Genomic DNA, 25671 nt, shown 5'->3' on the forward strand with positions numbered 1-25671 from the left:
CGTGTCCCGGTCGGTGGTCATGACCGCCCGCGGACCCAGGACCAACGCTAAATGTCGGTGGTCCCTGTCACCGTCGTCCGCATGACCAGAATCGACTGCGACACCTGCGAGGTGCGGGGGCTGCACTGCCACGACTGCGTGGTCACCGTGCTGCTCGGCCCACCGCCGGAGCTGACCTTCGACGACGACGAGCGCCGGGCGCTCGGCGTCCTCGCCGACAGCGGGCTGGTGCCCCCGCTGCGGCTCGTCCAGGCGGTCGACACGCCGCACGTCGAGTCGGCGTGACGACGCCCACGCGGTGGGGAGGTTGTGGCTGGTGTGACTTCTGTTGCTCGTGAGACCGGTTGAGGCGTGAATTAGCGCCGAGGGCGCACAAACTCACTGCAAATTTCCGGCGCGTTGCCGATGAAGGGTTTGGCGACCACGGGGTTGATGGTTAATCTCAGTCGCTCAGGTGGCCGAACGGGGATCATTCGGATCCGCGCGGCCGCCGCGCTGAGTCCGGGCAGCTCGATCCGTCGAGAGGCCCGGAGCCGGGGAACCAACGGTGCCGGGTCCGCCCGTCACCAGGGGTGAATCACCGGGAGGGCGACGGCACTCGTGCCGGGACCGGACCGGTGTAGGGCAAATGTCGTGCCCGAATCCGTCAGCTCACCCGGTAGGCGTACGACGTGCCGAAGGAGACCGCTCGCTCGTGCAGAAGAGCAGGAAGCGACTCGCCACCGTAGTGTCGGGTTGCGCCATGATCGCCTGTGTCGGACTCATGCCCTCGACGCCTGCGCAAGCCGAGCCGGACATCGACGACGTCCAGGACCGCGTCGACCGGCTCTACCACGAGGCCGAGCAGGCCCAGGAGCGCTACCACGACGCCCAGCTGGAGCTGAAGGACCTGGAGCGCGACCTGACGTCGCTGAAGGCCGACCAGAGCCGCCAGGACGAGGCGTTCGAGGACGTCCGCGAGCAGGTGCAGGACTCGATCGTGCGCCAGTACGAGGGCGAGAGCCTCTCGACGGTCGGCCAGGTCGTCGTCTCCGACGACCCGCAGTCGTTCCTCGCGCAGCTCTCGACCATGTCCGCCTTCAACGACCTCCAGTCGCAGCTGTTCGACAAGTACGCCACCGAGGCGGACGCGCTCGGCATCCGCCAGGAGGCGACCGAGCGGCGCGCCGCCGAGGTCGCCGACCTCGAGCAGCAGCTCGGCGAGGAGAAGGCGACCGTCGACAAGAAGCTCGACGAAGCAGAGGGGCTCCTCGACGAGCTCAAGGCCGAGGAGCGCGAGGACATCCTCTCCCGCGGTGTCGCCCGCGTCCCCTCCGACGTGCCTGCCTCCGGCCGCGCGGCCGCGGCGATCGCCTACGCGATGTCCCAGGTCGGCGATGCCTACGTGTACGGCGCCGCCGGTCCGAGCGCCTTCGACTGCTCCGGCCTCACCATGATGGCGTGGGGCCAGGCGGGCGTCGGGTTGCCGCACTCGTCGAGCGCCCAGTTCGGCTCCGGCCCGCACATCGCGATGAGCGACCTCCAGCCCGGCGACCTGGTCTTCTACTACAGCCCGATCAGCCACGTCGGCATGTACATCGGCAACGGGATGATCGTGCACGCCGCCAATCCCGGCACCGGCGTCGTCGTCTCCTCGGTGTCCTCGATGCCGTACTCCGGCGCGGTGCGTCCCGGCTGAGCCACGCGTGAGCCACGTCCCGGCCGGCGCCTTGGCGGCTGCGGGCAGAATGCCCGGGTGAGCACCGCTCCGGACCAGCCTCGACGGGCCGGTCGCCCACGATGGTGGGTGGCCGGTCTCATGCTGTGCGTGCTGGTCGCGGCCGCGCTCGTCGGCTGGTCCGCCACCCGCGACGACACCTACGTCGCGCCGACGCCCCGCGCCGCCCGTCCGAGCGTCGAGCCGGTCGAGGCGGGCACGACCCTGACGGCGTTCGAGCAGGCGGTGATCGGGCACGACTCCGACGCGGCCCGCGAGCTCGCGCCGGAGGGGGACGCCGCCGCCGCGGACCGGCTCGCCGCCCTGGTGACGAACGCCGAGGCGCTGCGGGTCACGGACTTCACGGTGCGCTACGTCGACGACGACGGCGCCCCGACCGGCGAGGGCGAGTGGACGGCCGCGGTCGACGTGACGTGGCGGTTCCGCGGGTTCGACCGGGTCTCGGCCCGTGCGGAGGTCTCCGCCCACCTGGTCGACGACGGGGACCGCGTCGCGCTGACCGGCTTCGGCGGCGTGCGACGCGTCTCGCCGGTCTGGCTCTCGGGGCCGGTCGACGTGCGACGTACGCCGGCGACCCTCGTGCTCGTCGCCGAGGGGGCCGGAGACGCCGACCGCTACGCGGCCCGCGCCGAGGCCGCCGTGCCGGCGGTCCGGCGGGTGCTGCCCGACTGGCGCCGCGGACTCGTGGTCGAGGTGCCGGGCTCCGCGCAGGCGCTGGAGCAGGCGCTGCGCGCGACGGCAGGGGACTACGACCAGATCGCCGCGGTCACGACCGCGGCCGACGGCTCCGCCGCGCCGCAGTCGGCGGTGCACGTCTTCGCGAACCCCGACGTCTTCGGCGGGCTCCGCCCCACGGGCGCGCAGGTCGTGATGAGTCACGAGGCCACCCACGTGGCGACCGGCGCGTGGGACAGCCGGGCGCCGCTGTGGCTGCTCGAGGGGTTCGCCGACTACGTCGCGCTGCGCGACGTCGACCTGCCGGTCGAGCGGTCGGCGGCCCAGATCATCGCGGCCGTACGCCGCTCCGGCCCACCGCGCACACTTCCCGACGCGGCGGCGTTCGGCGCACGCACGCCCCGCCTCGGCGCGACGTACGAGAGCGCCTGGCTGGCCTGCCGGCTGGTCGCCGAGGAGGCGGGCGAGGACGCCCTCGTCGCCTTCTACCGCGCCGTCGACCGTGGCCGGAGCGTCGGCTCGGCGCTCGTCGCGGCCAGCGGGCTCACGGTCGCGCAGCTGACCGGTGAGTGGCGCGACTACCTCGTCGGGCTGGCCGCATGAACCCTCCCGACCGTCGGGTGGCGGTGGCCGTCACGCTGGTCGGCGGCATGGCCTTCGTGGTGATCGCCGCCCTGCTGGTGCCGTGGCACCCGGTGCCCGGCGGGACACCGGACCCGGAAGCGGCGGCGTCGGTCTTCAGCCCGGAGCAGATCGCGCGGGGGGAGGACTACACGCGCTGGTCGCGCGTGCTGAGCTGGAGCTCCCTCGCGGTGTCCCTCGCCGTCGCCTGCGTGCTCGGCTTCAGCACCTGGGGTCGCCGGCTCGTCGACCGGCTCCCGGGCTGGTGGTGGGTGCGCGTGGTCCTGGCCGTCGTGGTGGTGCTCGTGATCGGGCGGGTGTGCACGCTGCCGTTCTCGGTGATGGTGCGGCAGCGGGCGCTCGACCACGGGCTGAGCAACCAGCCCTGGAGCGGGTTCGCCGCCGATGTGCTGCGCAGCGAGGCCGTGCAGGTGGTCGCGATGTCGCTGCTGCTGCTCGTGCTCGTCGGGTGCGCGCGCCGGTGGTCGCGCGCGTGGCCGGCCGTCGCCGGGGGACTGCTCGGGGCGCTGGTGCTGCTCGGGTCGTTCGCCTACCCGGTGCTGGTCGAGCCGCTCTTCAACGACTTCCGGTCGCTCGAGGACGGTCCGCTGCGCTCCGAGGTCCTGGCGCTCGCCGACCAGGAGGGCGTGCCCGTCGACGACGTGCTCGTGGCCGACGCGTCGCGGCGTACGACGACGCTGAACGCCTACGTCTCCGGCTTCGGCAGCACCCGGCGGGTCGTGCTCTACGACAACCTCGTCGACGACGTGCCGCAGCGCGAGGTGCTGTCGGTCGTCGCCCACGAGCTCGCGCACGCCAAGCACGACGACGTGCTGACCGGGTCGCTCCTCGGCGCCGCCGGGGCGGTGGCCGGGGTCGGCCTCCTGGCGCTCGTGACGGGCTCGCTGGCCCGGCGCGGCAGGCCGGCCCTGCGGGAGCCGGCTTCCGTGCCGATGGTGCTCGCGCTCTTCGCGATCGGCACGCTGCTGGCGTCGCCCGTGCAGAACACGATCAGCCGGCACATCGAGACCCGCGCGGACGTCGACGCGCTCGAGGTCACCCGCGACCCCGAGGCCTTCGAGGCGGTCCAGCGCCAGCTCGCGCTGCGCTCGCTGGCCGATCCGACGCCGCCGCGGGTGTCGCAGTTCTGGTTCGGGTCGCACCCCACGGGGCTGACCCGGATCGCCATCGCCCGGCAGCTCGACGACCGCGGCCGGTGAGTCAGCCGATGTAGAGCGCGGCGACGTCGTCCTTGAACTCGCGCATCACCACGTTGCGCTTGAGCTTGAGGCTCGGCGTCAGCTGGCCGCCCTCCTCGGTCCACTCGTCCGGGAGGATCGTGAACTTGCGGATCGACTCGGCCTTCGAGACGGCCTTGTTGGCCTCCTCGACCGCGGCCTCGATCTCGCCGCGCAGGTCGGGGTCGTCGACGAGATCGCCGATGCTGGTGCCCTTGCCGTGCTGCTCGGCCCACAGCGGGAGCGACTCGCGGTCGAGGGTGACCAGGGCGCCGATGAACGGCTGGCCGTCGCCCACGACCATGCACTGGTCGACGAGCAGGTGTGCGCGCAGGCGGTCCTCCAGCACGGCGGGGGCGACGTTCTTGCCGCCCGCGGTCACCAGGATCTCCTTCTTGCGGCCCGTGATCCGCACGAAGCCCTCGTCGTCGACCTCGCCGAGGTCGCCGGTGTGGAACCAGCCGTCGGACTCGAGCACCTCGGCCGTGGCCTCGTCGTTGCGCCAGTAGCCGGCCATCACCTGGCCGCCGCGGAAGAGCAGCTCCCCGTCGTCGGCGACCCGCACGGCGGTGCCGGGCAGCGGCTGGCCGACGGTGCCGATCTTCGTGGCGTCGGGGCGGTTGGCCGTCAGCGCCGCGGTCGTCTCGGTGAGGCCGTAGCCCTCCAGCACGACGAGGCCGATGCCGCGGTAGAAGTGACCGAGCCGCTCACCCAGCGGGGCGCCGCCGGACACGGCGTACAGGCACTGGCCGCCGAGCGCCGTGCGCAGCTTGCCGTAGACGAGCCGGTCGAAGACCGCGTGCTTGGCGCGCACGGCGAGCGGGACCTTCCCGCGCTCGAGGCCGCGGGAGTAGGCGATCGCGGCCTCGGCGGCCGCGTCGAAGATCTTGCCGCGCCCGTCGGCGGTCGCGCGCTGCGAGGCGGTGTTGAAGACCTTCTCGAAGACCCGTGGGACGGCGAGGATGAACGTCGGACGGAAGTCCGCCAGGTCGGGCAGCAGCTGCTTGATGTCGGCGGTGTGGCCCATCCGGGTGCGCGACTTCACGCAGCCGATCTGGATGATCCGGGCGAAGACGTGGGCCAGCGGCAGGAAGAGCAGCGTCGAGCCGTCGTCGTCGTGGAAGAGCCGCTCGAGCTCGTCGACGGCGACGCCCAGCTCGAACATGAAGTTGCCGTGGGTGAGCATGCAGCCCTTGGGCCGACCGGTCGTGCCGGAGGTGTAGATCAGCGTCGCGAGGTCGAGGGGCGTCGCCGTCGTACGCCGCTTCTCGAGCTCGTCGTCGGAGATGTCCCCTCCGAGCCGGCCGAGCGTGTCGATCGCGTTGTCCGTGATCGACCAGACGTGGTTGAGCTCGTCGAGCTCTGCGCGCGACTCGGCGACCCGGGCGAGGTGGTCGGGGGTCTCGGCGACCACCGCCCGTGCCCCGGAGTCGGCGAGGATCCAGCGGATCTGCTCGGCCGAGGAGGTCTCGTAGATCGGCACGGTCACCGCGCCGGCGAACCAGATCGCGTAGTCGAGGAGCGTCCACTCGTAGCGCGTCTTGGAGATCAGCGCGACGCGGTCGCCGACCTCGATGCCGGCGGCGACCAGGCCCTTGGCGACGGCCGTGACCTCGGCGAGGAACTCGGCGGCCGTCACGTCGACCCACGCGCTGTCGGGGCCGCCGGAACGGCGGCTGAACATGACCGTCGACGCGGCCTCGCGCGCGTTGGTCACGACGTCGTCGGTGAGGTTCCCGGTGGCCGGGATCTCGGTCGTCAGCGGGGTCGAGAACTCACGCACCGGCTGAGGTTACCGCGTGCGATGGACCCCGGCCCATCCGGTACGCTCACAGCCCCAGCCGAGACCAGGCAGTCGTGACCAGACCGTGGAGCAAGGGGGCCCGATGGCCGAGCAGACCACCTCGTCGATCGTCATCGACGCCCCTCCCGCCGAGGTCATGAACGTGATCGGCGACTTCGCGGCCTACCCCGAGTGGGCCAAGGGCGTCACGACGGCCGACGTGGTCGAGGCCGGCCCGGACGGCTGGGCGGAGCGGGTGTTCTTCGTGCTCGACGTCAGCCCGATCAAGGACGAGTACACGCTCGCCTACGAGTGGGACGGCTACGACGAGGTCACCTGGACGCTGGTCGAGGGGAAGATGCTGCGCGCGCTCGACGGCGCCTACACGCTGACCGACCGCGGCGACGGCACCACCGAGGTGACCTACCGCCTCGCGCTCGACGTCTCGATCCCGCTGATCGGCATGCTCAAGCGCAAGGGCGAGAAGATCCTGATCGACACCGCACTCAAGGGCCTCAAGAAGCGCGTGGAGTCGCTCTGAGAATCCTCCTCTTCACCGGCAAGGGAGGGGTCGGCAAGTCGACGATCGCCGCCGGGACCGCGGCCCTCGCCGCGGCCACCGGTCTGCGCACGCTCGTGCTCTCGACCGACGCGGCGCACTCGCTCGCCGACGCCTACGGCTGCCCGCCGGGCACGATCGGCGCCGAGCCCTCCGAGGTCGCGTCCGGTCTCTTCGTCCAGCAGGTCGACGCCCAGCTGCGCTTCGAGCAGTCGTGGGCCGACATCCAGCGCTACCTGCTCTCCGTGCTCGACGCGGCCGACGTCGACCCCGTGGCCGCGGAGGAGCTCACGGTGATCCCGGGCGCCGAGGAGGTCCTCGCGCTGCTGGAGCTGCGGCTCCAGGCACTCTCGGGGGCCTGGGACGTGATCGTCGTCGACTGCGCGCCGACGGCGGAGACGCTGCGCCTGCTCGCGCTCCCGGAGGCGCTGGGCTGGTACATGCAGCGCGTGCTCCCGGTCGAGCGGCGCGTGGTCAAGGCGCTGCGCCCCCTGCTGAGTCGCGCCGCCGGCGTACCGATGCCGGGGGACACGGTCTTCGACGCGCTCGAGCGGGTGCACGCCGAGCTGGAGGAGGTCCGCGCGCTGCTCAGCGGCCCCGACGCCAGCGTGCGGATCGTGCTGACGCCGGAGAACGTCGTGCTCGCCGAGGCGCGGCGCTCCTACACGACGCTGTCGCTCTTCGGCTACCGCGTGGACGGCGTGGTCGCCAACCGGGTGTTCCCGGCCGACGGCGCGGACGACTGGCGCGCGGGCTGGGTCGTCGCGCAGGACGAGGTGCTGAGGCGGGTCGCGGAGTCGTTCGCGGGGCTGCCGGTGTGGCGGTCGGCCTACCGGCCGGGCGAACCCGTCGGCGTCGAGGAGCTCGCGACGCTGGCCGCGACGGCGTACGGCGACGACGACCCGCTCGCGACCGTGACGGGTGAGGGTCCGTTCCGCGTGACGCGGCGGGGCGGCGGGGCGGTGCTGCGCCTCGCGCTGCCGCTCGTCTCGCGCACCGACGTCCATCTGGCGCGCAATGGCGACGATCTCGTCGTGACCGTGGGATCGTATCGTCGGCTGCTCACGCTCCCATCCGGGTTGGCGCGCCACCGCGTCGTCGGTGCCCGGGTGGAGCAGGGGGAACTGCAGGTGCGGTTCGTCGAGGACCCCGTGGACGAGGCTGGGAGGTGACGTGAGCGGGGACCGGAACGACCCTGATGTCGGCCCTGATGTCGGCCCTGAAGTCGGCCCTGAAGTCGGCACCGTGGCGGAGGAGGCTGCGAAGCTCCTCGGCGCCCTGTCGGGCTGGGCGAAGGACGCGACCCACGATCTGGAGGGGCACCTGGCGACGGGTGCGCCCGAGTGCACCTACTGCCCGATCTGCCGCACGGTGCACGCCGCACGGTCCCTGAGCCCGGAGGTGACCGAGCAGCTGGCGACCGCCGCGACGTCGGCGCTCCAGGCACTCGCCGGGCTGCTGAGCGCGGCCGGCCGCGCCTCCCCGTCACGTGACGGGGAGGGCGGGGTCGAGCACATCGACCTCGACGAGGGTGCCGAGGACTGGCCCGACGACCACACCGATCCCGAGGAGGGAGACCGATGAGCCTGGCCTGCGGGATCGACGTCGGCGGCACGAAGATCGCCGGCGGCGTCGTCGACGAGCACGGCGTCATCGTCGAGGAGCTGCGCGTCGAGTCGCCGGCGACCGACGCCGAGGCGATCGAGGAGGCCATCGCGGGCCTCGTGAGCGAGCTGCGCGTCCGCCACGACATCCAGACCGTCGGCGTGGGTGCGGCCGGCTACGTCGACAAGGCCCGGGCCGTCGTGCTCTTCGCGCCCAACGTCGCGTGGCGCAACGAGGACCTCAAGGGCGAGCTCGAGAAGCGTGTCGAGCTGCCGGTCGTGATCGAGAACGACGCCAACGCCGCCGCGTGGGGTGAGTTCGTGTACGGCGCCGGCCACGACGTCGACGACCTGCTGCTCGTCACGGTCGGCACCGGCGTCGGCGGCGGGCTGGTGCTCGACGGCGAGGTCTACCGCGGAGCCAACGGTGTCGGCGCCGAGATCGGCCACATGCGCGTCGTACCCAACGGGATCCTCTGCGGCTGCGGCAAGCACGGCTGCTTCGAGCAGTACGCCAGCGGCTCCGCGCTCGTCCGCGAGGCGCGCGCGCAGGCGATGAGCGGCGCGATGATCGCGGACGGCATGCTCCAGCGCGCCGGGGGGGACCTGAAGAGGATCACCGGTCCGCTCATCACCGAGGCCGCGCGCGACGGCGACCAGGGCGCGACCCAGCAGCTCGCCGAGCTCGGGCGCTGGCTGGGCGAGGGCATCGCCTCCCTCACCGAGATCCTCGACCCCGGCGTCGTGGTCATCGGGGGCGGCGTGAGCGAGGCCGACGAGCTCCTGCTCGGTCCGACCCGCGAGGCCTTCGGTGCCCAGCTGGTCGGCCGCGGCTTCCGCCCGATCCCGGAGATCCGCAAGGCCCGCCTCGGCAACCGCGCCGGCCTGATCGGCGCCGCCGACCTGTCCCGCCGCTGACCCGCCCCGTGTTTGAGGAGGTGACGGGCGCTGGGGCGCTTCCTCGACCATCGGGCTCCGTGGCGCGCGGGACTCGGGCCGCGTCTGGTCGAATGTCCCGCGTGAGTCTCTTCATCGGCGTCGACATCGGTGGCACCAAGGTGCTGGCGACCGCGGTCTCCCGGTCGGGTCGGGTGCTGCGCACGGCGCGGCGTACGACGCCGGGCCGCCGGGTGGAGGCGAGCCTGGTCGAGGACGCGCTGACCGAGGCCGTGCAGGAGATCGCGGGCGTACGCCGGATCAGCGCCATCGGGATCGCGGCGGCGGGGTTCGTCGACGCGCAGGGGGAGCGGGTCCGGTTCGCGCCGCACCTGCCGTGGCGCGACGAGGGCGTCCGGGCCCGGCTTGCGGAGCGGTGGAGCGCGCCGGTCGTGCTCGACAACGACGCCAACTGTGCGGCCCGCGCGGAGCTGACCTACGGCGCGGTCGGTGAGGCCGCCAACGCCCTCGTGGTGACGATGGGCACCGGCATCGGCGGGGCGGTGGTGCTGAACGGCGACGTGTTCCGCGGTCACAACGGCATGGCGGGGGAGTACGGCCACATGCAGGTGGTGCCCGACGGGCGGCCGTGCGAGTGCGGCGGGACCGGCTGCTGGGAGCAGTACTCCAGCGGCAACGCCCTGGTCCGGTTCGTCCGCGAGCACGGGGCCGCGGACCTGACCGGACCGATGGTCACCGCCGCGGCGGAGGCGGGTGACGACGTCGCGTGCGCGGCGTTCGCCTCCGTCGGCGACTGGCTGGGGGTCGGGCTGGCCAACCTGGTCGCGGCGTTCGACCCGGAGATCGTCGTCGTCGGCGGGGGACTCTCGGCGGCGGGGGACCTGCTGCTCGAGCCCGCTCGCCGCGCGATGCGGACGTCGCTGGTCGGGGCCGAGCACCGCACGATCCCGCCCGTGGTGCGCGCCGCGCTCGGCCCCGAGGCGGGCGCGATCGGGGCCGCGGACCTGGCGCGTCAGACGTTCAGGAGCGCCGGTACTCGGGCACGAGCTCGACGGCGAGCTGCTCGAGGAACAGCCCGACGTCGGTGACGATGCCGCGGGCCTGCGAGGAGCCGCGGTCGGCGAGCTTGGTGACGGTCGCGGGATTGATGTCCACGCAGACGAGCGGGATCGACGCCGGCAGGATGTTGCCGGTCGCCACCGAGTGGAGCATCGTCGCGACCATCAGGCAGAAGCCGACGTCCTGGAGCTGGCCACGCATCGCACGCTGTCCCTCGATGACGTCGGTGTAGACGTCGGGCAACGGGCCGTCGTCGCGCACCGAGCCGACGAGCACGAACTCCTTGTCGTGGGTGACGAGCGCGTGCATGATGCCGCCGGTCAGGACGCCGCTCTCGACGGCCGCGCGGATCGAGCCGGCCTTGCGGATCGTGTTGATCGCGCGGATGTGGTGCTCGTGGCCGTGCTCGACGCCGCGACCCATCGCGAGGTCGACGCCGAGGCTGGTGCCGTAGAGCGCGGACTCGATGTCGTGCGTCGCAAGCGCGTTGCCGGCGAACAGCACGTCGACGAACCCCGCGTGCACCATCGCGACCATCGCCGGCGCGGCCCCGGTGTGGACCACTCCGGGGCCGCCGACCCACAGCACCTTCCGGCCGGCGGCCTTGGCCTCGCGCATGCCGTCGGCCACCTGGCGCACCAGCACGGCCTGCGGCTTCTCGGAGGAGACCTCGGACTCCATGAAGCCGAACGCCTCGCCGCTGGCGTCGGGGACCGGCACGCTCACGTGGATGCCGTCGGCGCCGGTGATGACCAGCATGCCGGCGCGGACGTCGGACATCGGCAGCGTGTAGACGCGCGCCGCACGGCCGTCGGCCCCGCGCTCGAGCACGAGGCCGCAGTCCATCTCGGGGTTCTGGACGTGCAGCCAGGTGCCGTCGATGCGGACCCGGGTCTCGAGGTTGGTGGTCGAGTAGAACCGGTCCGGGAAGACGCCGTCCTGCTCGGCCTCCGTCACCTCGGCCGTGCCGGGGTCGACCTGGTTGACCCCGCGGGTCTGCAGGCGCATCAGCAGCCGCTGGAGCGCCTCGTCGTCCTCGGCGATCACCGAGATCACCGCGTGCGAGGCGTCGTCGGTGTCGCGCCCGACGTCGAAGCGATCGATCGTGTAGTCGCCGCCGTACTCCCGGATGTCGTCGAGGACCCGCGACAGGATGCCGTGGTCCATCAGGTGGCCGGTGATCTCGACGGTCTCGTTGGCGCTCATACGGGGTCCCCGCGGAATTGTGCGCTGGAGGAGCGGAGCGGGGGAGGCGCGCAATTGCGTGGGGTGTTCACGGATGGCACCCTAACCAGCGCGCTGTCGTGCTGCCGAGGTGCCGGTGGAGTCGGGGCCGGTTTCCTCGGGTCCTCCCGACGGGGTCAGACCTGCGCGCCGTCGTCCCAGGGGTCGCGCGGCTCGCGGGGCATCCGGAGCACGAGGTAGACGAAGCCGCCGACGAAGCCCCCGATGAGCAGGTAGCCCAGCCAGCTCGGCAGGTCGATGCCGAGGATCAGGGCGACCAGCAGCACCGCCGGCGATCCGAAGATCCCGGCCCAGGCGACCGCCCGGTCCGGCGCGAGCCGGGGCAGGGGTGGCGGTGGCGGGGGGACGTACCCCTCGTCGACGTCCGCCGCCTCCTCGACCACGTCGTCGGCGTCGTCCGGATCCCGACCGACGTACGGGTCGTCGGCATCGTCGACGACGAAGGCGCGCGGATCGCCGAACCGACCGCCGAACGGGGCCTCGGCCGACGGTGCCTCGCCCGGGAGGTCGTCGACCTCGGCGCGCTCGCCGTAGTTGTCGACGATCTCCTGCCAGGCGCGCTCGTCGGCGGTCTGCTCGTGGTCGCCGCGCTCGTCGCGCGGGTCGCGGGGGTCGCGGGGGTCCGGCACAACCACGAGCGTATGCCTCCCCCGTGAACTGTCACGAACCCGTGGTCACCCGCGCGACGAAAGCGGCGGAGTCGTCGAAGATCCGCGCGGCGTCGTTGTCGACCGTGGCGACGTGATAGCTGTCCTCGAGGCGTACGACGGTCACGTCGGTCGACGACACCCCGCCGGTGATGATCGGCTCGGACGCCTCGTCGACGACGTGGTCCTCGGTGGAGCGGAAGCAGAGGATCGGGGCGCTGACCTTCGGCGGGTCCGCGACCAGCGGCGGCCACGCCTGCAGCAGCGTGTGGAGGTGGTGCCGTGTCCGGGCAGGCGCGCACCTCGACGGCGTACCCGCGCGCCGCCGGCGCCTCGCCCCAGGGCCGCATCGACGCGGGCTTGGCCGGTGAACCCGTGGCTGAGCAGGACGCCGACCCGGCGGCCGCCGGTGAGCTCGGGCCGGGCGGGGGCCGAGAGCGGTGCGGCGAGAGGGTGGATCGTCATGGGTGGATGGTAGGGCTAGAGTTCCCTTGTCCGGTCGGATGTCGGGAGGGCTGCCGCGGTGTTCTACTGGTTCCTGAAGTGGATCGCACTCGGACCCTGGCTCCGCCTGTTCTTCCGGCCTCGGGTCTCGGGTGCCGAGAACGTCCCGCTCGAGGGTCCCGCGATCCTCGCGAGCAACCATCTCTCGTACGCCGACTGGCTGTTCATGCCGCTCACGCTGCCGCGCCGGGTGACCTTCGTGGCGAAGGCGGAGTACTTCACCGGCAAGGGTCTCAAGGGCTGGCTGCAGCGGACGTTCTTCAAGGGCTCGGGCCAGGTGCCGATCGACCGCTCCGGCGGCAGCGCGTCCGAGGGCGCGATCATCTCCGCCAAGCGGCTGCTCGACGACGGCGAGCTCTTCGGGATCTACCCCGAGGGCACCCGCTCGCACGACGGCCGGCTCTACCGCGGCAAGGTCGGCGTCGCCCGGCTGGCGATGGAGTCAGGGGTCCCGGTCGTCCCGGTCGCCGTGGTCGGCACCGACGTGGTCGCGCCGCCGGGCAAGACCTTCGGCCGGTTCACGCGGCCGGTGGTGCGCTTCGGCAGGCCCCTGGACTTCTCCCGCTACGAGGGCATGGAGAACGACCGCTACATCCTGCGATCGATCACCGACGAGATCATGTACGAGATCATGCGGCTCTCGGGCCAGGAGTACGTCGACATGTACGCCGCCCGGGCCAAGGAGCTGTCGAAGTCCGAGAAGGACTCCGGTCAGGAGGGCGGGCCCGAGAAGCTGGCGTCGTGACGATCCACGACACGCACCCGTTCGCGGACCCCGATCCGGATCCGGTGCGGCGGCTGCGTGGCCGGCTCGGCGCGACGGTCGCGCTGGTGACGACCGGTGCGGGCTCCCACCGCGCCGGGCTCACGGTCTCGTCGCTGATGGTGGCGAACGGCGAGCCCGCGCGCGTGCTGTTGCTCGTCGACCCGGACAGCGAGCTCGCCGAGGCGCTGACGCCGCCCGTGCGCGCGGTCGTGCAGCTGCTGTCGTGGTCGCACCGTGACCTCGCCGACGCCTTCGCCGGCACCGCGCCGGCCCCGGGCGGGCCGTGGCGGATGGCGGCGTTCGCCGACACCGAGTGGGGTCCGGTGCTCACCGGCGCCTCGACGTGGGCGGGAGTGTCGGTCGAGTCTGCCGCCGAGGTCGGCTGGTCGCTCCTGCTCACCTGCGTGATCGACTCGGTGACGGTCGGCGACGACGCCGAGCCCCTCGTGCACCGGCGCGGTCGCTACGTCAGGCCCGCGCGATGACCGACGAGCTGCTCGAGATCGCCGACGAGCTCTACGGGCTCCCGCTCGCGGAGTTCACCCCGGCGCGGGACGCGCGCGCGAAGGAGCTCAAGGGCACGCCGCTCGCGGCGCGGGTCAAGGCGCTGCGCAAGCCCTCGACCGCGGCGTGGGTCGCCAACCTGCTGGTGCGCCGCGACACCGGGCAGGTCGACCAGGTGCTCGCGGTCGGGGCCGCGCTGCGCGAGGCGCAGGCGTCGATGTCGGCCGACGAGCTGCGCACGCTGACCCGGCAGCGGCGCCAGCTCACCGCGGCCGTGACGACCGGCGCCCGGCGGATCGCACGCGAGGAGGGCTCGAAGGTCACCCAGGCCGTCGCCGACCAGGTCGAGGCCACGCTCACCGCGGCGATGGTCGACGAGCGGTGCGGCCAGGCGCTGCGCAGCGGGCTGCTCGTCACCGCGCTCACCACGACCGGCCTCGAGCCGGCCGAGCTGGAGGGGGCGGTGGCCCTGCCCGAGGCGTTGGGCTTCGCGGCGTCGGCACGTGAGGCCGAGCGGCCGGGACGACCCGACCTGCACGTCGTACCCGATCCGGAGGCGGACGAGAAGGCCGTGCGGGCGGCCGAGGACGCGCTCGAGCAGGCGGAGGAGGCGTACGCCGAGGCCGAGGCCGCCCACGGCGACGCCGCCGCCGCGGTCGACACCCTCGAGGCGCGCAGCCTCCAGCTCCAGGCCGAGATCGCCGAGCTGCGCGCCAAGATCGACGAGCTCGACGCCGCCGCCGAGGAGACCGACGAGGAGCTCGCCGAGGCCGAGGATGCGCGCGCCGACGCGGTCACCGACCTCGACGCCGCCACCAGGGCCCGCGACGCCGCCCGGTCGGCGCTCGAGCGACTGCGGGGATAGTCCCTGACGTTTTCGGGGTCGACGCGCCGTGGGGACCCCGAAGATGTCAGGGACTATCCCGACGACTCACTCCGCCCAGCCCTGCGCGAGGGTGACGGCGCGGGTCCAGCGGGCGTGGGCGGCGTCCGGCTCGGTGCGGTCGGAAGCGGGGTCGAAGCGGCGGTCGAGGGTCCAGGTGTGGCGCAGGTCGTCGGTCGACGACCAGAGCCCGACGCCGAGGCCGGCCAGGAACGCCGCGCCGAGCCCGGTCGTCTCGACGACGGTCGGACGCTCGACGGGTACGCCGACCTGGTCGGCCTGCAGCTGGCACAGCAGGTCGTTGGCGGCGGCCCCACCGTCGACGCGCAGCGACGAGAGCCGCGGCATCACGTCGAGGACGTCGCGGACCTCGAACGTGATCGCCTCCAGGGTCGCGCGGACGACGTGGGCACGCGTCGTACCCCGCGTGATGCCGACGATCAGGCCCCGGGCCTGGGGGTCCCAGTGCGGCGCGCCGAGACCGGTCAGCGCCGGGACGAACACGACGCCGCCGCTGTCGGTCACCGTCGAGGCGACGGCCTCGCTCTCGGCGACCGAGCCCACGACCTGGATGCCGTCGCGCAGCCACTGCACGGCCGCGCCGGTGACGAAGATCGAGCCCTCGGAGCAGTAGGTCATCGTGCCGTCGGGGGCGCGCCAGGCGGCCGAGGCCAGCAGGGCGTCCGACCGCTGCACCGACGACCCGGTGTTGGTGAGGATGAACGACCCGGTGCCGTAGGTGCACTTCGAGTCGCCCTCGTCGAAGCAGGTCTGCCCGAAGAGCGCCGACTGCTGGTCGCCCGCGACGCCGGAGATCGGCAGCGACAGGCCGAGGAAGGTCGTCGGGTCGGTCGTGGCGAGCTCGCCCCAGTTGGGCACCAGCTCCGGCAGCGCGTCGCGCGGGACCCCGAAGAGCTCGCAGAGCTCCTCGGACCAGTCGCCGGCCTCGAGGTCGAAGAGCAGCGTCCGGCACGCGTTGGAGACGTCGGTGACATGGTAGGTGCCGCGCGTCATCCGGGCGATCAGGTAGGACTCGACGGTGCCGATCGCGTAGCGGCCCGACTCCACCAGCGCCCAGGTGTGCGGTTCGTGCTCGGCCAGCCACATCAGCTTGGTGCCGGAGAAGTACGGGTCCAGCCGGAGACCCGTCAGCTCCCGCACCCGAGCCTCGTGGCCGTCGTCCTGCAGGCGCGTGCAGAGGTCGGCGGTCCGCCGGTCCTGCCACACGATCGCGCGGCGCGGCGACCCGAGCGTCTCGCGGTCCCAGAGCAGCACGGTCTCGCGCTGGTTGGTGAGGCCGATGCCGCGCAGCCGACCTGCGTCGTACGACGAGAGCGCGGAGCGGCAGGACTCCAGCGTGGCCTGCCAGATCTCCTCGGGCGAGTGCTCGACCCACCCGGGCTGGGGGAAGTGCTGCGAGAACTCCTCGTAGCCGCGGGCGACGATCCGGCCGTCGTGCTCGACGACCAGCGCCGTGACGCCGGTCGTCCCGGCGTCGATCGCGAGGATCGCGCCCTGGTCGGCGGAGCTCACCGGTAGGCCTCGGTGTCGCGGATGATCTCGAGGACGCGGACGTCGATCCAGGAGGCGTCGTCGGCGACCCGCATCTCGTAGTTCTCGGCGCCCACCCAGGCGAGGAAGTCGCGGTGGCCGAGCGCGGTCGCGAGCTCCTCGAGCTCCGCCGCGAGGTCCGGCGTCACCGGCACCTGCTCCTCGGCGGTCGAGGCCGTCAGGTAGAGCTCGTTGAGCGCCAGCAGGCGTGCCAGCTCGACGATCGGCTCCGGATGATCGTCGACCCTCAGGTCGACGGCGATGTCGTCGAGACCGCCGTACCCTGCCTCCTCCTCGACCACCAGCAGCGCGGCGGACTGCCGGCCGCGGGCGTCGCCCCCGGCCGCGTCGCCCGCGGTGAGCGCCTCGAGCAGGCGCTGCGCGAGCGGCGCCTCCGGCGAGGAGTCCAGCCAGGCCGACTCCATCGCCTCGACGACCTCGCCGCCGGTGAGGACGTTGCCCTGGATGGCGTAGCCCTCCCCGGTGACACCGCCCGCCCAGTCGAGGCACGCGTGACCGGTGTGGCTGGCGGCGTTGCCGTCGACGTCGACGATGCCGACCTGGCGGTGGTCGCGGCCGTCGTCCTCCTCGAGCAGCCGCTGCAGCGCGACCGAGGCGGTCGCCCCGTCGTCGAGGTGGGCGAGCGCGAGGCCCTTGTAGGCCACGTTGGCGCTCGCCTGGGTCGCGAGGGCGCCCACGCCTGCGACGGCGGCCGGGACCGCCGCCCCGACCGCGAGGAACCTGGAGGCGACGGCGACGCCCCACGACTCACCGTCGGCGGAGCGGGCCACGATCGAGAACGTCATGGCCCGACCCTAGTGCCGCGGGCGGCGGCACGGCTCGCAGCGCGCCCGCCCTCTCCACTAGGGTCGAAGGCGTTTGTGAACGATCCAAGATCAGGTCCAGCGTCAGCTCAGCGACAGGAGAGGTCATGCGCGTCGGAGTGCTCACCGGAGGCGGGGACTGCCCCGGCCTCAACGCCGTCATCCGGGCCGTGGTCCGCAAGGGGGTCAAGGAGCACGGCTTCGACTTCGTGGGCTACCGCGACGGCTGGCGCGGCCCGCTCGAGGGCGTGACGATGGAGCTCGGCATCGAGCAGTGCCGCGGCATCCTGCCGCGCGGCGGCACCATCCTGGGGTCCTCGCGCACCAACCCGTTCAAGCTGGACAACGGCGTGGAGCGCATCAAGGACAACCTCGCCAAGGACGGCGTCGACGCCCTCGTCGCGATCGGCGGCGAGGACACCCTCGGCGTCGCCACCAGGCTCGCCGATCTCGGCGTGAACGTCGTCGGCGTACCGAAGACGATCGACAACGACCTGTCGGGGACGGACTTCACCTTCGGCTTCGACACCGCGGTCAACATCGCGACCGAGGCGATCGACCGGCTGCACACGACGGCGGAGTCCCACCACCGGGTGCTCGTCGTCGAGGTGATGGGCCGCCACGCCGGCTGGATCGCGCTCCACTCCGGCATCGCGGGCGGCGCCAACATCGTGCTGATCCCCGAGCAGCCCTTCGACATCATCGAGGTCTGCGAGCTGATCGAGAGCCGGTTCGAGTCGCGCTACGCACCGATCCTGGTCGTCTCCGAGGGCGCGGTCCCGCGTGAAGGAGGCGACATGACGCTCGTCTCCGGCGATCTCGATGACTTCGGCCACGTCCGCCTCGGCGGCATCGGCGACCGGATCGCCAAGGAGATCGAGACCCGCACCGGCAAGGAGGCCCGCGCGGTCGTGCTCGGCCACATCCAGCGCGGCGGCACGCCCACGGCGTTCGACCGCTGGCTGGCGACCCGCTTCGGGCTCCAGGCGATCGACGCGGTCGCCGAGGGCGACTTCGGGACGATGATGGCGCTGCGCGGCACCGACATCGTGCGGGTCCCCCTGATCGAGGGGACCGGTGAGCTCAAGCTCGTCAGCGTCAAGGAGTACGCCGAGGCGCAGGTGTTCTTCGGCTGACCGCTACACCAGCTCGAGGTCGGCCACCAGCGCCAGGTGGTCCGAGAGCGCCAGCCGGCGTGCCTCGGACGCCGTCGCCACGAGCGGGCCGTCCGCGAGCACGTGGTCGATCTGCCTCTCGGGCCGGTCGGCAGGGAACGTCCGGTGCACGGCCAGGGAGGCCATGCCCGTGGTGCGCTCCGCTCGTCGCGGCCCCATGTTCAGGTCGCCGGTCAGCGCCAATGGACGCCGGGCGTCGCGCAGCGCGCGCACCAGCTGCCGGAGCTGGCGGCCGTTCCAGTAGTGGAGGAACGACAGGTGGGTGTTGGCGACCGTGACGCACCCCGCGGGCGTCTCGACCTGGGCGGCCACGGCCACGCGCGGCTCGTCGCGCACCAGCCGCGGGAGCGGCTGGTCGTGCCAGCGCCAGGGCCCGCGGGCCGGGAGCGCCGGCAGGCGCACCACCTCCCAGGCGGCCACCGGGTGCCGGCTCAGTAGCGCCACGCCGTACCCCGCGCTGTCGGGCTGCTCCGCCCCGGTGGCGGCGGTCCAGGTCGCGCCGGGGCTGCCGTCGAGGGCCGCCACGAAGCGGTGGTCGGTCGCGCCCATGGCCTCGGCGGCGACCGCGGTCAGGTCCGCGTGCGCCGAGCGCGGCAGGTTGCGGTCGACCTCCTGGAGGGCCAGCACGTCGGCGTCCAGCTCGCCCACCGCTGCCGCGAACCGCGCGACGTCGACGCGGCCGTCGACCGGGGAACGGCCGTGCAGGATGTTGAACGTCGCCAGGCGCATCGACCCGACGGTACCCACGGGCATGCGCCCGGTTGCCCGGGGTAACCCACCGGGTGTGGATGACGTGCAGTCGGGGCTGCGAGAGGCGCTCAAGCTCGTGGCCGTGACCCTCAAGGAGGGTGGTGCGCCGTTCGCGCTGACCGGCGGCTACGCGCTGTGGGCGCGCGGCGGACCCGAGCCCGACCACGACGTCGACTTCATGGTGGCCGAGGAGGACTCCGCCGCCACCGCCGAGCTGCTCGCCGAGCACGGCCTCGACGTCGTGCAGCCGCCGGAGGACTGGCTCTTCAAGGTGTACGTCGACGGCGCCATGGTCGACGTCCTCTTCCGGGCCGGCGGCGATCCCGTCACCCGCGAGCGGCTCGACCACGTCGACCACGTCGAGGTCGAGTCGGTCCGGATGCCGGTGCTCACGGCCACCGAGCTGATGGTCGACAAGCTCAACGCGCTCGAGGAGCACGCCTGCGACCTCGGTCCGGTCGTGGCCGTCGCACGAGCGGTGCGCGAGCAGGTCGACTGGGAGGTCGTGGCCGGGCGCACGGCGGACAACCCGTTCGCCGGGGCGCTCCTCTTCCTCCTCGACCGGCTGGCCGTCACGGGGTCTGGCTAGTTCGCTGCAGGTGGGGGACGCTGGCGTCATGGCCACCCAGAGCGCAGAACCCACGGACGTCAACGGTTCGACTCCCGATCTCAAGCGGGTGATGGGCCCCAAGCTGCTCCTGCTCTTCATCGTCGGCGACATCCTCGGTGCGGGCGTGTACGCCGTGACCGGCCAGATGGCCGGCGTCGTCGGCGGCATCGTCTGGCTTCCGTTCCTCGTCGCGTTCGTCGTCGCGAGCCTGACCGCGCTGTCCTACCTGGAGCTGGTGACGAAGTACCCCCAGGCCGCGGGGGCGGCGCTCTATGCGCACAAGGCCTTCGGCATCCACTTCGTGACGTTCCTCGTCGCCTTCGCCGTCATCTGCTCGGGCATCACCAGCGCGTCGACGTCGGCCAACGTGCTGGCGCAGAACCTCACCGGCGGCCTGCTGGCCAACGGATGGCTGGACTCCGAGCCCAGCACCGGCACGATCACGCTGATCGCGCTGGCGTTCATGGTGCTGCTGGCGCTGATCAACCTGCGCGGCGTCGGCGAGTCCGTGAAGTTCAACGTGCTCCTGACCCTGGTCGAGATCACGGCCCTCGCGATCGTCATCGGCGTCGGCTTCTACGCGATGTCCCAGGGCGACGCGGACTTCAGCCGGGTGACGACGTTCGAGAACCCCGACGACAAGGGCCTCTTCCTGGCGGTCACCGCGGCGACGTCGATCGCGTTCTTCGCGATGGTCGGCTTCGAGGACTCGGTCAACATGGTCGAGGAGACCAAGGACCCCGAGCGGATCTTCCCGCGCACGATGATCACCGGGCTCGGCATCGCCGTGATCATCTACATGCTGGTCGCGATCTCCACGGTCGCGGTCCTGACCTCCGACCAGATCGCGAACGCGACCGAGGGCCGCGCGCTGCTGGAGGTGGTGCGGGTCGGCGCCCCCGACTTCCCGATCGACAAGGTCTTCCCGTTCCTCGCGGTGTTCGCGGTCGCCAACACCTCGCTGATCAACATGCTGATGGCCAGCCGCCTGCTCTACGGCCTCGCCCATCAGGACGTGCTGCCGCGCACGCTCGGAAAGGTCTCGCCCCACCGTCGCTCGCCGTACGTCGGCGTGATCTTCTCGACGATCCTGGCGCTCGGCCTGATCCTGTACGTCGCCAACCGCGCCGAGGACGACATCGTCGTCAACCTCGCGTCGGTCACGTCGCTGCTGCTGCTCGGCGTCTTCACCATCGTCAACATCGCGTGCCTCGTCCTACGGCGCGACGGGCGGGAGGGAAGGTTCCGCTCGCCGGGGGTCACGCCGGCGGTGGCGGCCGTGCTGTGCGCGTTCCTGATCGGGCCCTGGGTCGACCGGGAGGGGATCGTCTACGAGATCGCCGCCGGTCTGCTGGTCATCGGCATCGTGCTGTGGGCCTTCACGTGGCTGACCAACCGAGCCGTCCGGTCGCAGAAGACCGGCTTCCGCGACATCGAGCACATGGAGGACATGGAGGACTGACGCCGCACGACGCCCGTCTCGCGCCCGATCGGCGAATCGGGCGGGGCGGCGCGCGCGCCGTACCCTTGGCTGGTGAGCACCACCCTTCCCGATCTCGCCAGCCTGCACGCCCGCGGCGCGGCGCAGCAGCCGACCTACCCCGACGCGGAGGTCGTCGCGGCCAACGTCGCGCGGCTGCGCACGATGCCGCCGCTGGTCTTCGCCGGTGAGTGCGACGAGCTCAAGGCCAAGATGGCGGCGGTGTCGCGCGGCGAGGCGTTCCTGCTCCAGGGTGGCGACTGCGCGGAGACCTTCGCCGACGTCACCGCCGACAACGTCCGCAACAAGCTCCGGGTGCTGCTGCAGATGGCGGTCGTGCTGACCTACGCCGGATCCGTGCCGGTCGTGAAGCTGGGGCGGCTCGCCGGCCAGTACGCCAAGCCGCGCTCCTCAGACACCGAGACGCGCGAGGTCGACGGGCAGAGCGTGACGCTTCCGGCGTACCGCGGCGACGCGGTCAACGGCTTCGACTTCACCCCGGAGTCGCGCATCCCCGACCCGACGCGGCTGCTCGACGTCTACAACGCGTCGGCGGCGACGCTCAACCTGGTCCGCGCGTTCGTGACCGGTGGGTACGCCGACCTGCGCCAGGTGCACACCTGGAACACCGACTTCGTGCGCACCTCCGTCGCGGGTCAGCGCTACGAGACGATCGCGGGCGAGATCGACAAGGCGATCGCGTTCATGACCGCGATCGGCGCCGACCCGGAGGAGCTGCGCCGCGTCGACTTCCACTCCAGCCACGAGGCGCTGCTGCTGGAGTACGAGCACGCGATGACGCGAATCGACTCGCGCACCCAGAAGCCCTACAACGTCTCCGGCCACTTCGTCTGGATCGGCGAGCGCACCCGCCAGCTCGACGGCGCGCACGTCGAGTACTTCCGCAACATCGCCAACCCGATCGGTTGCAAGCTCGGCCCGACCGCCTCCGCCGACGACGCGATCGCGCTCGCCTCGCGGCTGAACCCGGACAACGAGGCGGGCCGGCTCACGTTCATCACCCGCTTCGGCGCCGGCAGGATCCGCGACGGCCTGCCCGAGCTGGTCGAGAAGGTCACCGCGGCGGGCGTGCAGGTGGCGTGGGTCTGCGACCCGATGCACGGCAACACCTTCGAGTCGAGCACCGGCTACAAGACCCGCCGTTTCGACGACGTCATCGACGAGGTGCAGGGCTTCTTCGACGTCCACCGTGCCCTCGGCACCTGGCCCGGCGGCGTGCTCGTCGAGATGACCGGTGACGACGTCACCGAGTGCATCGGGGGCGGCGAGGAGATCGACGAGGCAGGCCTCGCGCACCGCTACGAGTCCGTCGTCGACCCCCGCCTCAACCGCGTGCAGTCGCTGGAGCTGGCGTTCCTGGTCGCCGAGATGCTGCGCCAGGCCTGAGGCCCATCGCCACGGAGTCCTGTCTCCGGTCGTGTGCCGGGGTGGTCATCCTCCGCCGCCGCAGGTTCATCAAGGGATGCGGGTCGAACCACGCCTCCCTCGGCGAACTCGGCAAGGGAGGCGCGACTTCGCCTTCATCCCTTGATGAAGCGCCGCCGACCGGAGGCACCCGCGCTGGCCCGTGGGAACACGTCGGACGGAGCAGCGGTCAGTCCTCGCGCGCCGGCGCCACGAGCAGGGCGCGCAACCGGTGGGCGAGGACGGGCAGTGCCTCTTCGACCGGTCGTCCGTGCAGGTCGCGACCGATGTCGAGCATCTCGAGTTCGGCGCGGACCAGGCGACCGGCCTCGTCGACGTCGACGACGAGGTCGGTGCACCCGTCCGGGTGCTCAGGATCGAGGGCCGCTCGGGCGGCGGGGTGGCGATCGCGGAAGACGGGAGTCGGCGCGCACCAGGTCAGCGACGCGGACCGTCCCGGCCGGAGGAGGGCGGCCTCGACGGGATCGGGCGGCACACCGGACTGGCCATTGGTGAACGCCGTGCCCTCGAGCAGCGGGTCGAGGGTGGCGATGAGCAGTGCCGAGGTGCTCGGTGCGGACATGACCCGATCGTCCACCGTCGTCCGCGGCCCGGCCACCGCGTTTCGGTCCGCCCGTGATACTCAAGACTCCGTGATCGATCTCCGCTCCGACACCGTCACCCGTCCCACCGACGAGATGCGCGCCGCGATGGCGCGCGCGGAGGTCGGTGACGACGTGTACGGAGAGGACCCGACGGTCCTGCGGCTCGAGGAGCGGGTGGCTGGGCTGTTCGGCCACGAAGCAGCGCTCTTCACACCGACCGGGTCGATGGCCAACGTCCTCGCCGTCCGATCGCTGGTCGGTGCCGGGCAGGAGGTCCTCTGCGAAGCGAGCGCGCACATCGCGCGCGCGGAGCTCGGCGCGCACGGCGCCTACACCGGTCTGACGATGCGCACCTGGATCCACCCGCGCGGCCAGGTCGACCTGCCGACGATCCGGTCGATCTTCGCCCCCGACATGGGCCCGTTCTTCGTGCCGACGGCGGCGATCTCGGTCGAGAACACCCACAACTTCGCGGGGGGAGCCGTGCTGCCGCTGCCGGACCTGCGCGACCTGCGCGAGTACGCCACCGGCGTCGGCGCGAGCGTGCACATGGACGGCGCCCGGATCTGGAACGCGCACGTCGCGACCGGCACGGCGCTGACCGAGTACGGCGCGGTCGCCGACGTGCTGGCCGTCTGCCTGTCCAAGGGACTCGGCGCGCCGGTCGGCTCGCTGATGGTGGGCAGCGCCGATGCGATCGACGAGGCCCGGGTCTGGCGCAAGCGGATGGGGGGCGGCATGCGCCAGGTCGGCATCCTCGCGGCCGCCGGGCTGCACGCGCTCGACCACCACGTCGAGCGGCTCGCCGACGACCACGCCCACGCGCGCCTGCTGGCGGAGGCGTGCGGCGTCGACCCGGCGACCGTCGACACCAACATCGTCGTGGTGCAGCGCGCGGACGCGCCGCAGCTCGTGGCGGCGGCCCGCGACGCCGGCGTGCTGGTCTCGGCGGTCGGCCCGACCGCCGTACGCCTGGTGACCCATCTCGACGTCAGCCGGGGCGATGCGGAGCGGGCCGCCTCGGTGCTCGGGCGGCTGTAGGTCACCCGCTCGGCAGGGTCACCCGGAACGTGCTGCCGCGGCTGGGCTCGCTGTCAAGCGTGATGGTGCCGCCGTGCGCGACCACGATCGACTGGACGATGTTGAGGCCGAGGCCGGTGCCCGAGATCTGGCTCGCCACCACCTGCCCGCCGCGGAAGAACGGGTCGAAGACGTGGGCGACCTCGTCCGGAGCGATCCCGATGCCGGTGTCGCTCACCTCGATCTCGACCGCGCCGGGCGCCGCCCGCAGCGACACGGTCACCGCGTCGCCGCGCTCGCTGTACTTGACGCCGTTGGAGACCAGGTTGTCGACGACCTGACGCAGGCGGCTCTCGTCGACCTCGGCGACCAGCCTCTCCGGTGCGTCGACCCGCACGCTCACGCCACGGTGCTCGGCCTCCGGCGCCGACGTCTCCACCGCCTCGTGCACCAACGTGGTCAGGTCCGTCGGCATCCGTGCCAGCACCAGGTGCCCCGCCTCCGCTCGGGCCACGTCGAGCACGTCGGACACCAGGGCGAGCAGTCGCAGGGCGTTGCGCTGCGCGATGCGGACCTGACCGGCCGCGTCGGACGGGAGGTCCGGGCGGTCGGCGAGCAGCTCCAGGTAGCCGAGCACCGTCGTGAGCGGGGTGCGCAGCTCGTGCGACACCGACGACACGAACTCGTCCTTGACCCGCATCGCCCGCATCAGGTCGGTGATCTCCTGGTAGGCGAGGGCCGCCCCGATGCGCTCGCCCGACGGTCCACGCACCTGACGGGCCGACGTGGAGAACGCCGTACGGGCGGCGGCGTCGTCCCCGACCCAGTAGGTGTAGTCGTCGAACTCCGCGCCGTGCGCCGCGCGGTAGGACGGCATGTCCTCGGTGCTCATCAGCCGACCGTCGGGGAAGTACACGTGGCCCACCTGACCGGCCTCGCCGGCGTGCCCGCCGGGGAACGGCAGCCGCATCGTCTCCGCGTGCCGCCGGTTCATCCGCTCGTAGCGCCCGTCGCGGTCGATGAGCAGCAGCCCGACGTTGACGGTGTCGAAGATCGCCGAGAGCGTCTGGCGCTCGTGCTCGAGCTCGTCGTTGGCGGCGCGCAGCCGTTGCTCGTACTCGTGCTGCTCGCTGACGTCGAGGATCTGCGAGACGAAGTGCAGCGGCTCGCCGACGGGGTCGCGCACGAGCGCGACCGAGAGGTCGCCCCAGACCTCGTGGCCGTCGGCGTGGAGGTAGCGCTTGCGCAGCCGGTAGGAGTCGATCTCGCCACTCAGCGCCCGCTCGAACTGCTCGAGGTCGGCGTCGAGGTCATCGGGGTGGGTGAGCTCCTGGAAGCCGCGCTGCGACAGCTCCTCGGCGGCATAGCCGAGCATCTCGCAGAGCGCGTGGTTGACCATCAGCAGTCGGCCGTCGAGCCCGACCAGCGTCATGCCGACGGGCGAGTACTGCAGCGTCAGCCGCCACAGCTCGGTGCCGTCCGGTGTCACCTGCATCCGGTCCTCCTCGCCCGAACGTCGCTGGCTCACC

General features: G+C 72.4%; 26 protein-coding genes and 1 riboswitch. Of the genes, 17 read left to right on the forward strand and 9 right to left on the reverse strand.

From position 1 onward, the window contains the following. The first annotated feature begins 81 nt into the window (after nucleotides 1-81). From PZ894_RS05540 to PZ894_RS05555, 4 genes are all read left to right on the forward strand, one after another. On the forward strand, nucleotides 82-285 hold the full coding sequence (locus PZ894_RS05540; protein ID WP_275743246.1) for a hypothetical protein: 204 nt from the start codon (nucleotides 82-84) through the stop codon (nucleotides 283-285). A gap of 221 nt (nucleotides 286-506) precedes the next feature. Continuing rightward, nucleotides 507-681: riboswitch (cyclic di-AMP (ydaO/yuaA leader) on the forward strand. Between the two features lie 61 nt (nucleotides 682-742). Continuing rightward, nucleotides 743-1678 carry a C40 family peptidase gene (locus PZ894_RS05545; protein ID WP_275743248.1) on the forward strand — a complete coding sequence of 312 codons (936 nt, stop codon included), beginning with the start codon at nucleotides 743-745 and terminating at the stop codon, nucleotides 1676-1678. Nucleotides 1679-1735: 57 nt separating this feature from the next. Beyond that, on the forward strand, nucleotides 1736-2995 hold the full coding sequence (locus PZ894_RS05550; RefSeq protein WP_275743250.1) for a hypothetical protein: 1260 nt from the start codon (nucleotides 1736-1738) through the stop codon (nucleotides 2993-2995). Continuing rightward, nucleotides 2992-4233 (forward strand): M48 family metallopeptidase, encoded by a 1242-nt coding sequence (locus PZ894_RS05555; protein ID WP_275743252.1) that lies wholly within the window; start codon nucleotides 2992-2994, stop codon nucleotides 4231-4233. The genes PZ894_RS05550 and PZ894_RS05555 overlap by 4 nt, the downstream gene beginning before the upstream one ends. Before the next feature lies 1 nt (nucleotide 4234). Here PZ894_RS05555 and PZ894_RS05560 read toward each other — a convergent pair whose 3' ends face one another. Beyond that, the gene (locus PZ894_RS05560; protein ID WP_275743254.1) at nucleotides 4235-6034 is read right to left on the reverse strand and encodes an AMP-dependent synthetase/ligase; all 1800 of its coding nucleotides are present in this window, start codon (nucleotides 6032-6034) and stop codon (nucleotides 4235-4237) included. A gap of 103 nt (nucleotides 6035-6137) precedes the next feature. Here PZ894_RS05560 and PZ894_RS05565 point away from each other — a divergent pair, with 103 nt between their 5' ends. From PZ894_RS05565 to PZ894_RS05585, 5 genes are all read left to right on the forward strand, one after another. Further along, a complete protein-coding gene (locus tag PZ894_RS05565) occupies nucleotides 6138-6575 on the forward strand; it encodes an SRPBCC family protein (protein ID WP_275743256.1) in 438 nt (145 codons plus the stop codon). Between the two features lie 2 nt (nucleotides 6576-6577). Next, on the forward strand, nucleotides 6578-7765 hold the full coding sequence (locus tag PZ894_RS05570) for an ArsA family ATPase (RefSeq protein ID WP_275743681.1): 1188 nt from the start codon (nucleotides 6578-6580) through the stop codon (nucleotides 7763-7765). A gap of 73 nt (nucleotides 7766-7838) precedes the next feature. Beyond that, entirely contained in the window at nucleotides 7839-8177 is a 339-nt protein-coding gene (locus PZ894_RS05575) for a hypothetical protein (RefSeq protein WP_275743258.1), read from the forward strand. After that, nucleotides 8174-9115 (forward strand): ROK family glucokinase, encoded by a 942-nt coding sequence (locus PZ894_RS05580; RefSeq protein ID WP_275743260.1) that lies wholly within the window; start codon nucleotides 8174-8176, stop codon nucleotides 9113-9115. Before PZ894_RS05575 ends, PZ894_RS05580 begins: the two co-directional genes overlap by 4 nt. A gap of 92 nt (nucleotides 9116-9207) precedes the next feature. Continuing rightward, a complete protein-coding gene (locus tag PZ894_RS05585; protein ID WP_275743262.1) occupies nucleotides 9208-10182 on the forward strand; it encodes an ROK family protein in 975 nt (324 codons plus the stop codon). Here the strand turns inward: PZ894_RS05585 and PZ894_RS05590 are convergent. From PZ894_RS05590 to PZ894_RS05600, 3 genes are all read right to left on the reverse strand, one after another. Beyond that, entirely contained in the window at nucleotides 10115-11359 is a 1245-nt protein-coding gene (locus PZ894_RS05590) for a TIGR00300 family protein (protein ID WP_275743264.1), read from the reverse strand. The genes PZ894_RS05585 and PZ894_RS05590 overlap by 68 nt on opposite strands. A gap of 155 nt (nucleotides 11360-11514) precedes the next feature. Next, nucleotides 11515-12027 (reverse strand): hypothetical protein, encoded by a 513-nt coding sequence (locus PZ894_RS05595; protein WP_275743265.1) that lies wholly within the window; start codon nucleotides 12025-12027, stop codon nucleotides 11515-11517. Nucleotides 12028-12058: 31 nt separating this feature from the next. After that, complete coding sequence (locus PZ894_RS05600; RefSeq protein WP_275743267.1) at nucleotides 12059-12187, reverse strand: hypothetical protein; 129 nt, start codon at nucleotides 12185-12187, stop codon at nucleotides 12059-12061. Nucleotides 12188-12568: 381 nt separating this feature from the next. Here PZ894_RS05600 and PZ894_RS05605 point away from each other — a divergent pair, with 381 nt between their 5' ends. Genes PZ894_RS05605 through PZ894_RS05615 form a run of 3 tightly spaced genes read left to right on the forward strand, consistent with a single transcriptional unit; the run spans nucleotide 12569 to nucleotide 14684 of the window. Continuing rightward, nucleotides 12569-13294, forward strand: a complete 726-nt coding sequence (locus PZ894_RS05605; RefSeq protein ID WP_275743269.1) for a lysophospholipid acyltransferase family protein — start codon at nucleotides 12569-12571, stop codon at nucleotides 13292-13294. Continuing rightward, complete coding sequence (locus tag PZ894_RS05610; RefSeq protein ID WP_275743271.1) at nucleotides 13291-13800, forward strand: flavin reductase family protein; 510 nt, start codon at nucleotides 13291-13293, stop codon at nucleotides 13798-13800. The genes PZ894_RS05605 and PZ894_RS05610 overlap by 4 nt, the downstream gene beginning before the upstream one ends. Then, nucleotides 13797-14684 (forward strand): hypothetical protein, encoded by an 888-nt coding sequence (locus tag PZ894_RS05615; protein ID WP_275743273.1) that lies wholly within the window; start codon nucleotides 13797-13799, stop codon nucleotides 14682-14684. The genes PZ894_RS05610 and PZ894_RS05615 overlap by 4 nt, the downstream gene beginning before the upstream one ends. 66 nt (nucleotides 14685-14750) lie before the next feature. On the opposite strand, the gene PZ894_RS05620 is transcribed toward PZ894_RS05615, so the two are convergent. Then, nucleotides 14751-16235: a glycerol kinase gene (locus PZ894_RS05620; RefSeq protein ID WP_275743275.1), complete on the reverse strand. Its 1485-nt coding sequence runs from the start codon at nucleotides 16233-16235 to the stop codon at nucleotides 14751-14753. Then, on the reverse strand, nucleotides 16232-17059 hold the full coding sequence (locus PZ894_RS05625) for a DUF1028 domain-containing protein (protein WP_275743277.1): 828 nt from the start codon (nucleotides 17057-17059) through the stop codon (nucleotides 16232-16234). Before PZ894_RS05625 ends, PZ894_RS05620 begins: the two co-directional genes overlap by 4 nt. Before the next feature lie 125 nt (nucleotides 17060-17184). On the opposite strand from PZ894_RS05625, the gene PZ894_RS05630 reads away from it, so the two are divergent. Continuing rightward, nucleotides 17185-18213 (forward strand): 6-phosphofructokinase, encoded by a 1029-nt coding sequence (locus tag PZ894_RS05630; protein ID WP_275743279.1) that lies wholly within the window; start codon nucleotides 17185-17187, stop codon nucleotides 18211-18213. Nucleotides 18214-18216: 3 nt separating this feature from the next. Here PZ894_RS05630 and PZ894_RS05635 read toward each other — a convergent pair whose 3' ends face one another. After that, complete coding sequence (locus tag PZ894_RS05635; RefSeq protein ID WP_275743281.1) at nucleotides 18217-18981, reverse strand: endonuclease/exonuclease/phosphatase family protein; 765 nt, start codon at nucleotides 18979-18981, stop codon at nucleotides 18217-18219. Nucleotides 18982-19036: 55 nt separating this feature from the next. Here PZ894_RS05635 and PZ894_RS05640 point away from each other — a divergent pair, with 55 nt between their 5' ends. The 3 genes from PZ894_RS05640 (at nucleotide 19037) to PZ894_RS05650 (ending at nucleotide 22499) form a co-directional block, all read left to right on the forward strand. Further along, nucleotides 19037-19591: a hypothetical protein gene (locus PZ894_RS05640; RefSeq protein ID WP_275743283.1), complete on the forward strand. Its 555-nt coding sequence runs from the start codon at nucleotides 19037-19039 to the stop codon at nucleotides 19589-19591. A 28-nt stretch (nucleotides 19592-19619) separates the two neighbouring features. Continuing rightward, nucleotides 19620-21074, forward strand: a complete 1455-nt coding sequence (locus PZ894_RS05645; RefSeq protein ID WP_275743285.1) for an APC family permease — start codon at nucleotides 19620-19622, stop codon at nucleotides 21072-21074. A 72-nt stretch (nucleotides 21075-21146) separates the two neighbouring features. Further along, the gene (locus tag PZ894_RS05650; RefSeq protein ID WP_275743287.1) at nucleotides 21147-22499 is read left to right on the forward strand and encodes a 3-deoxy-7-phosphoheptulonate synthase class II; all 1353 of its coding nucleotides are present in this window, start codon (nucleotides 21147-21149) and stop codon (nucleotides 22497-22499) included. 208 nt (nucleotides 22500-22707) lie between these two features. On the opposite strand, the gene PZ894_RS05655 is transcribed toward PZ894_RS05650, so the two are convergent. Then, the gene (locus PZ894_RS05655; protein WP_275743289.1) at nucleotides 22708-23100 is read right to left on the reverse strand and encodes a hypothetical protein; all 393 of its coding nucleotides are present in this window, start codon (nucleotides 23098-23100) and stop codon (nucleotides 22708-22710) included. Nucleotides 23101-23170: 70 nt separating this feature from the next. Between PZ894_RS05655 and PZ894_RS05660 the strand changes: the two genes are divergently transcribed. Beyond that, nucleotides 23171-24163 carry a GntG family PLP-dependent aldolase gene (locus PZ894_RS05660; protein WP_275743291.1) on the forward strand — a complete coding sequence of 331 codons (993 nt, stop codon included), beginning with the start codon at nucleotides 23171-23173 and terminating at the stop codon, nucleotides 24161-24163. Between the two features lies 1 nt (nucleotide 24164). Here the strand turns inward: PZ894_RS05660 and PZ894_RS05665 are convergent, their stop codons facing one another. Next, nucleotides 24165-25670 carry a PAS domain S-box protein gene (locus tag PZ894_RS05665; protein ID WP_275743293.1) on the reverse strand — a complete coding sequence of 502 codons (1506 nt, stop codon included), beginning with the start codon at nucleotides 25668-25670 and terminating at the stop codon, nucleotides 24165-24167. Nucleotide 25671 lies beyond the last annotated feature (1 nt).

The sequence above is a fragment of the Nocardioides sp. YIM 152315 genome (assembly GCF_029210375.1).
Taxonomy (GTDB): domain Bacteria; phylum Actinomycetota; class Actinomycetes; order Propionibacteriales; family Nocardioidaceae; genus Nocardioides.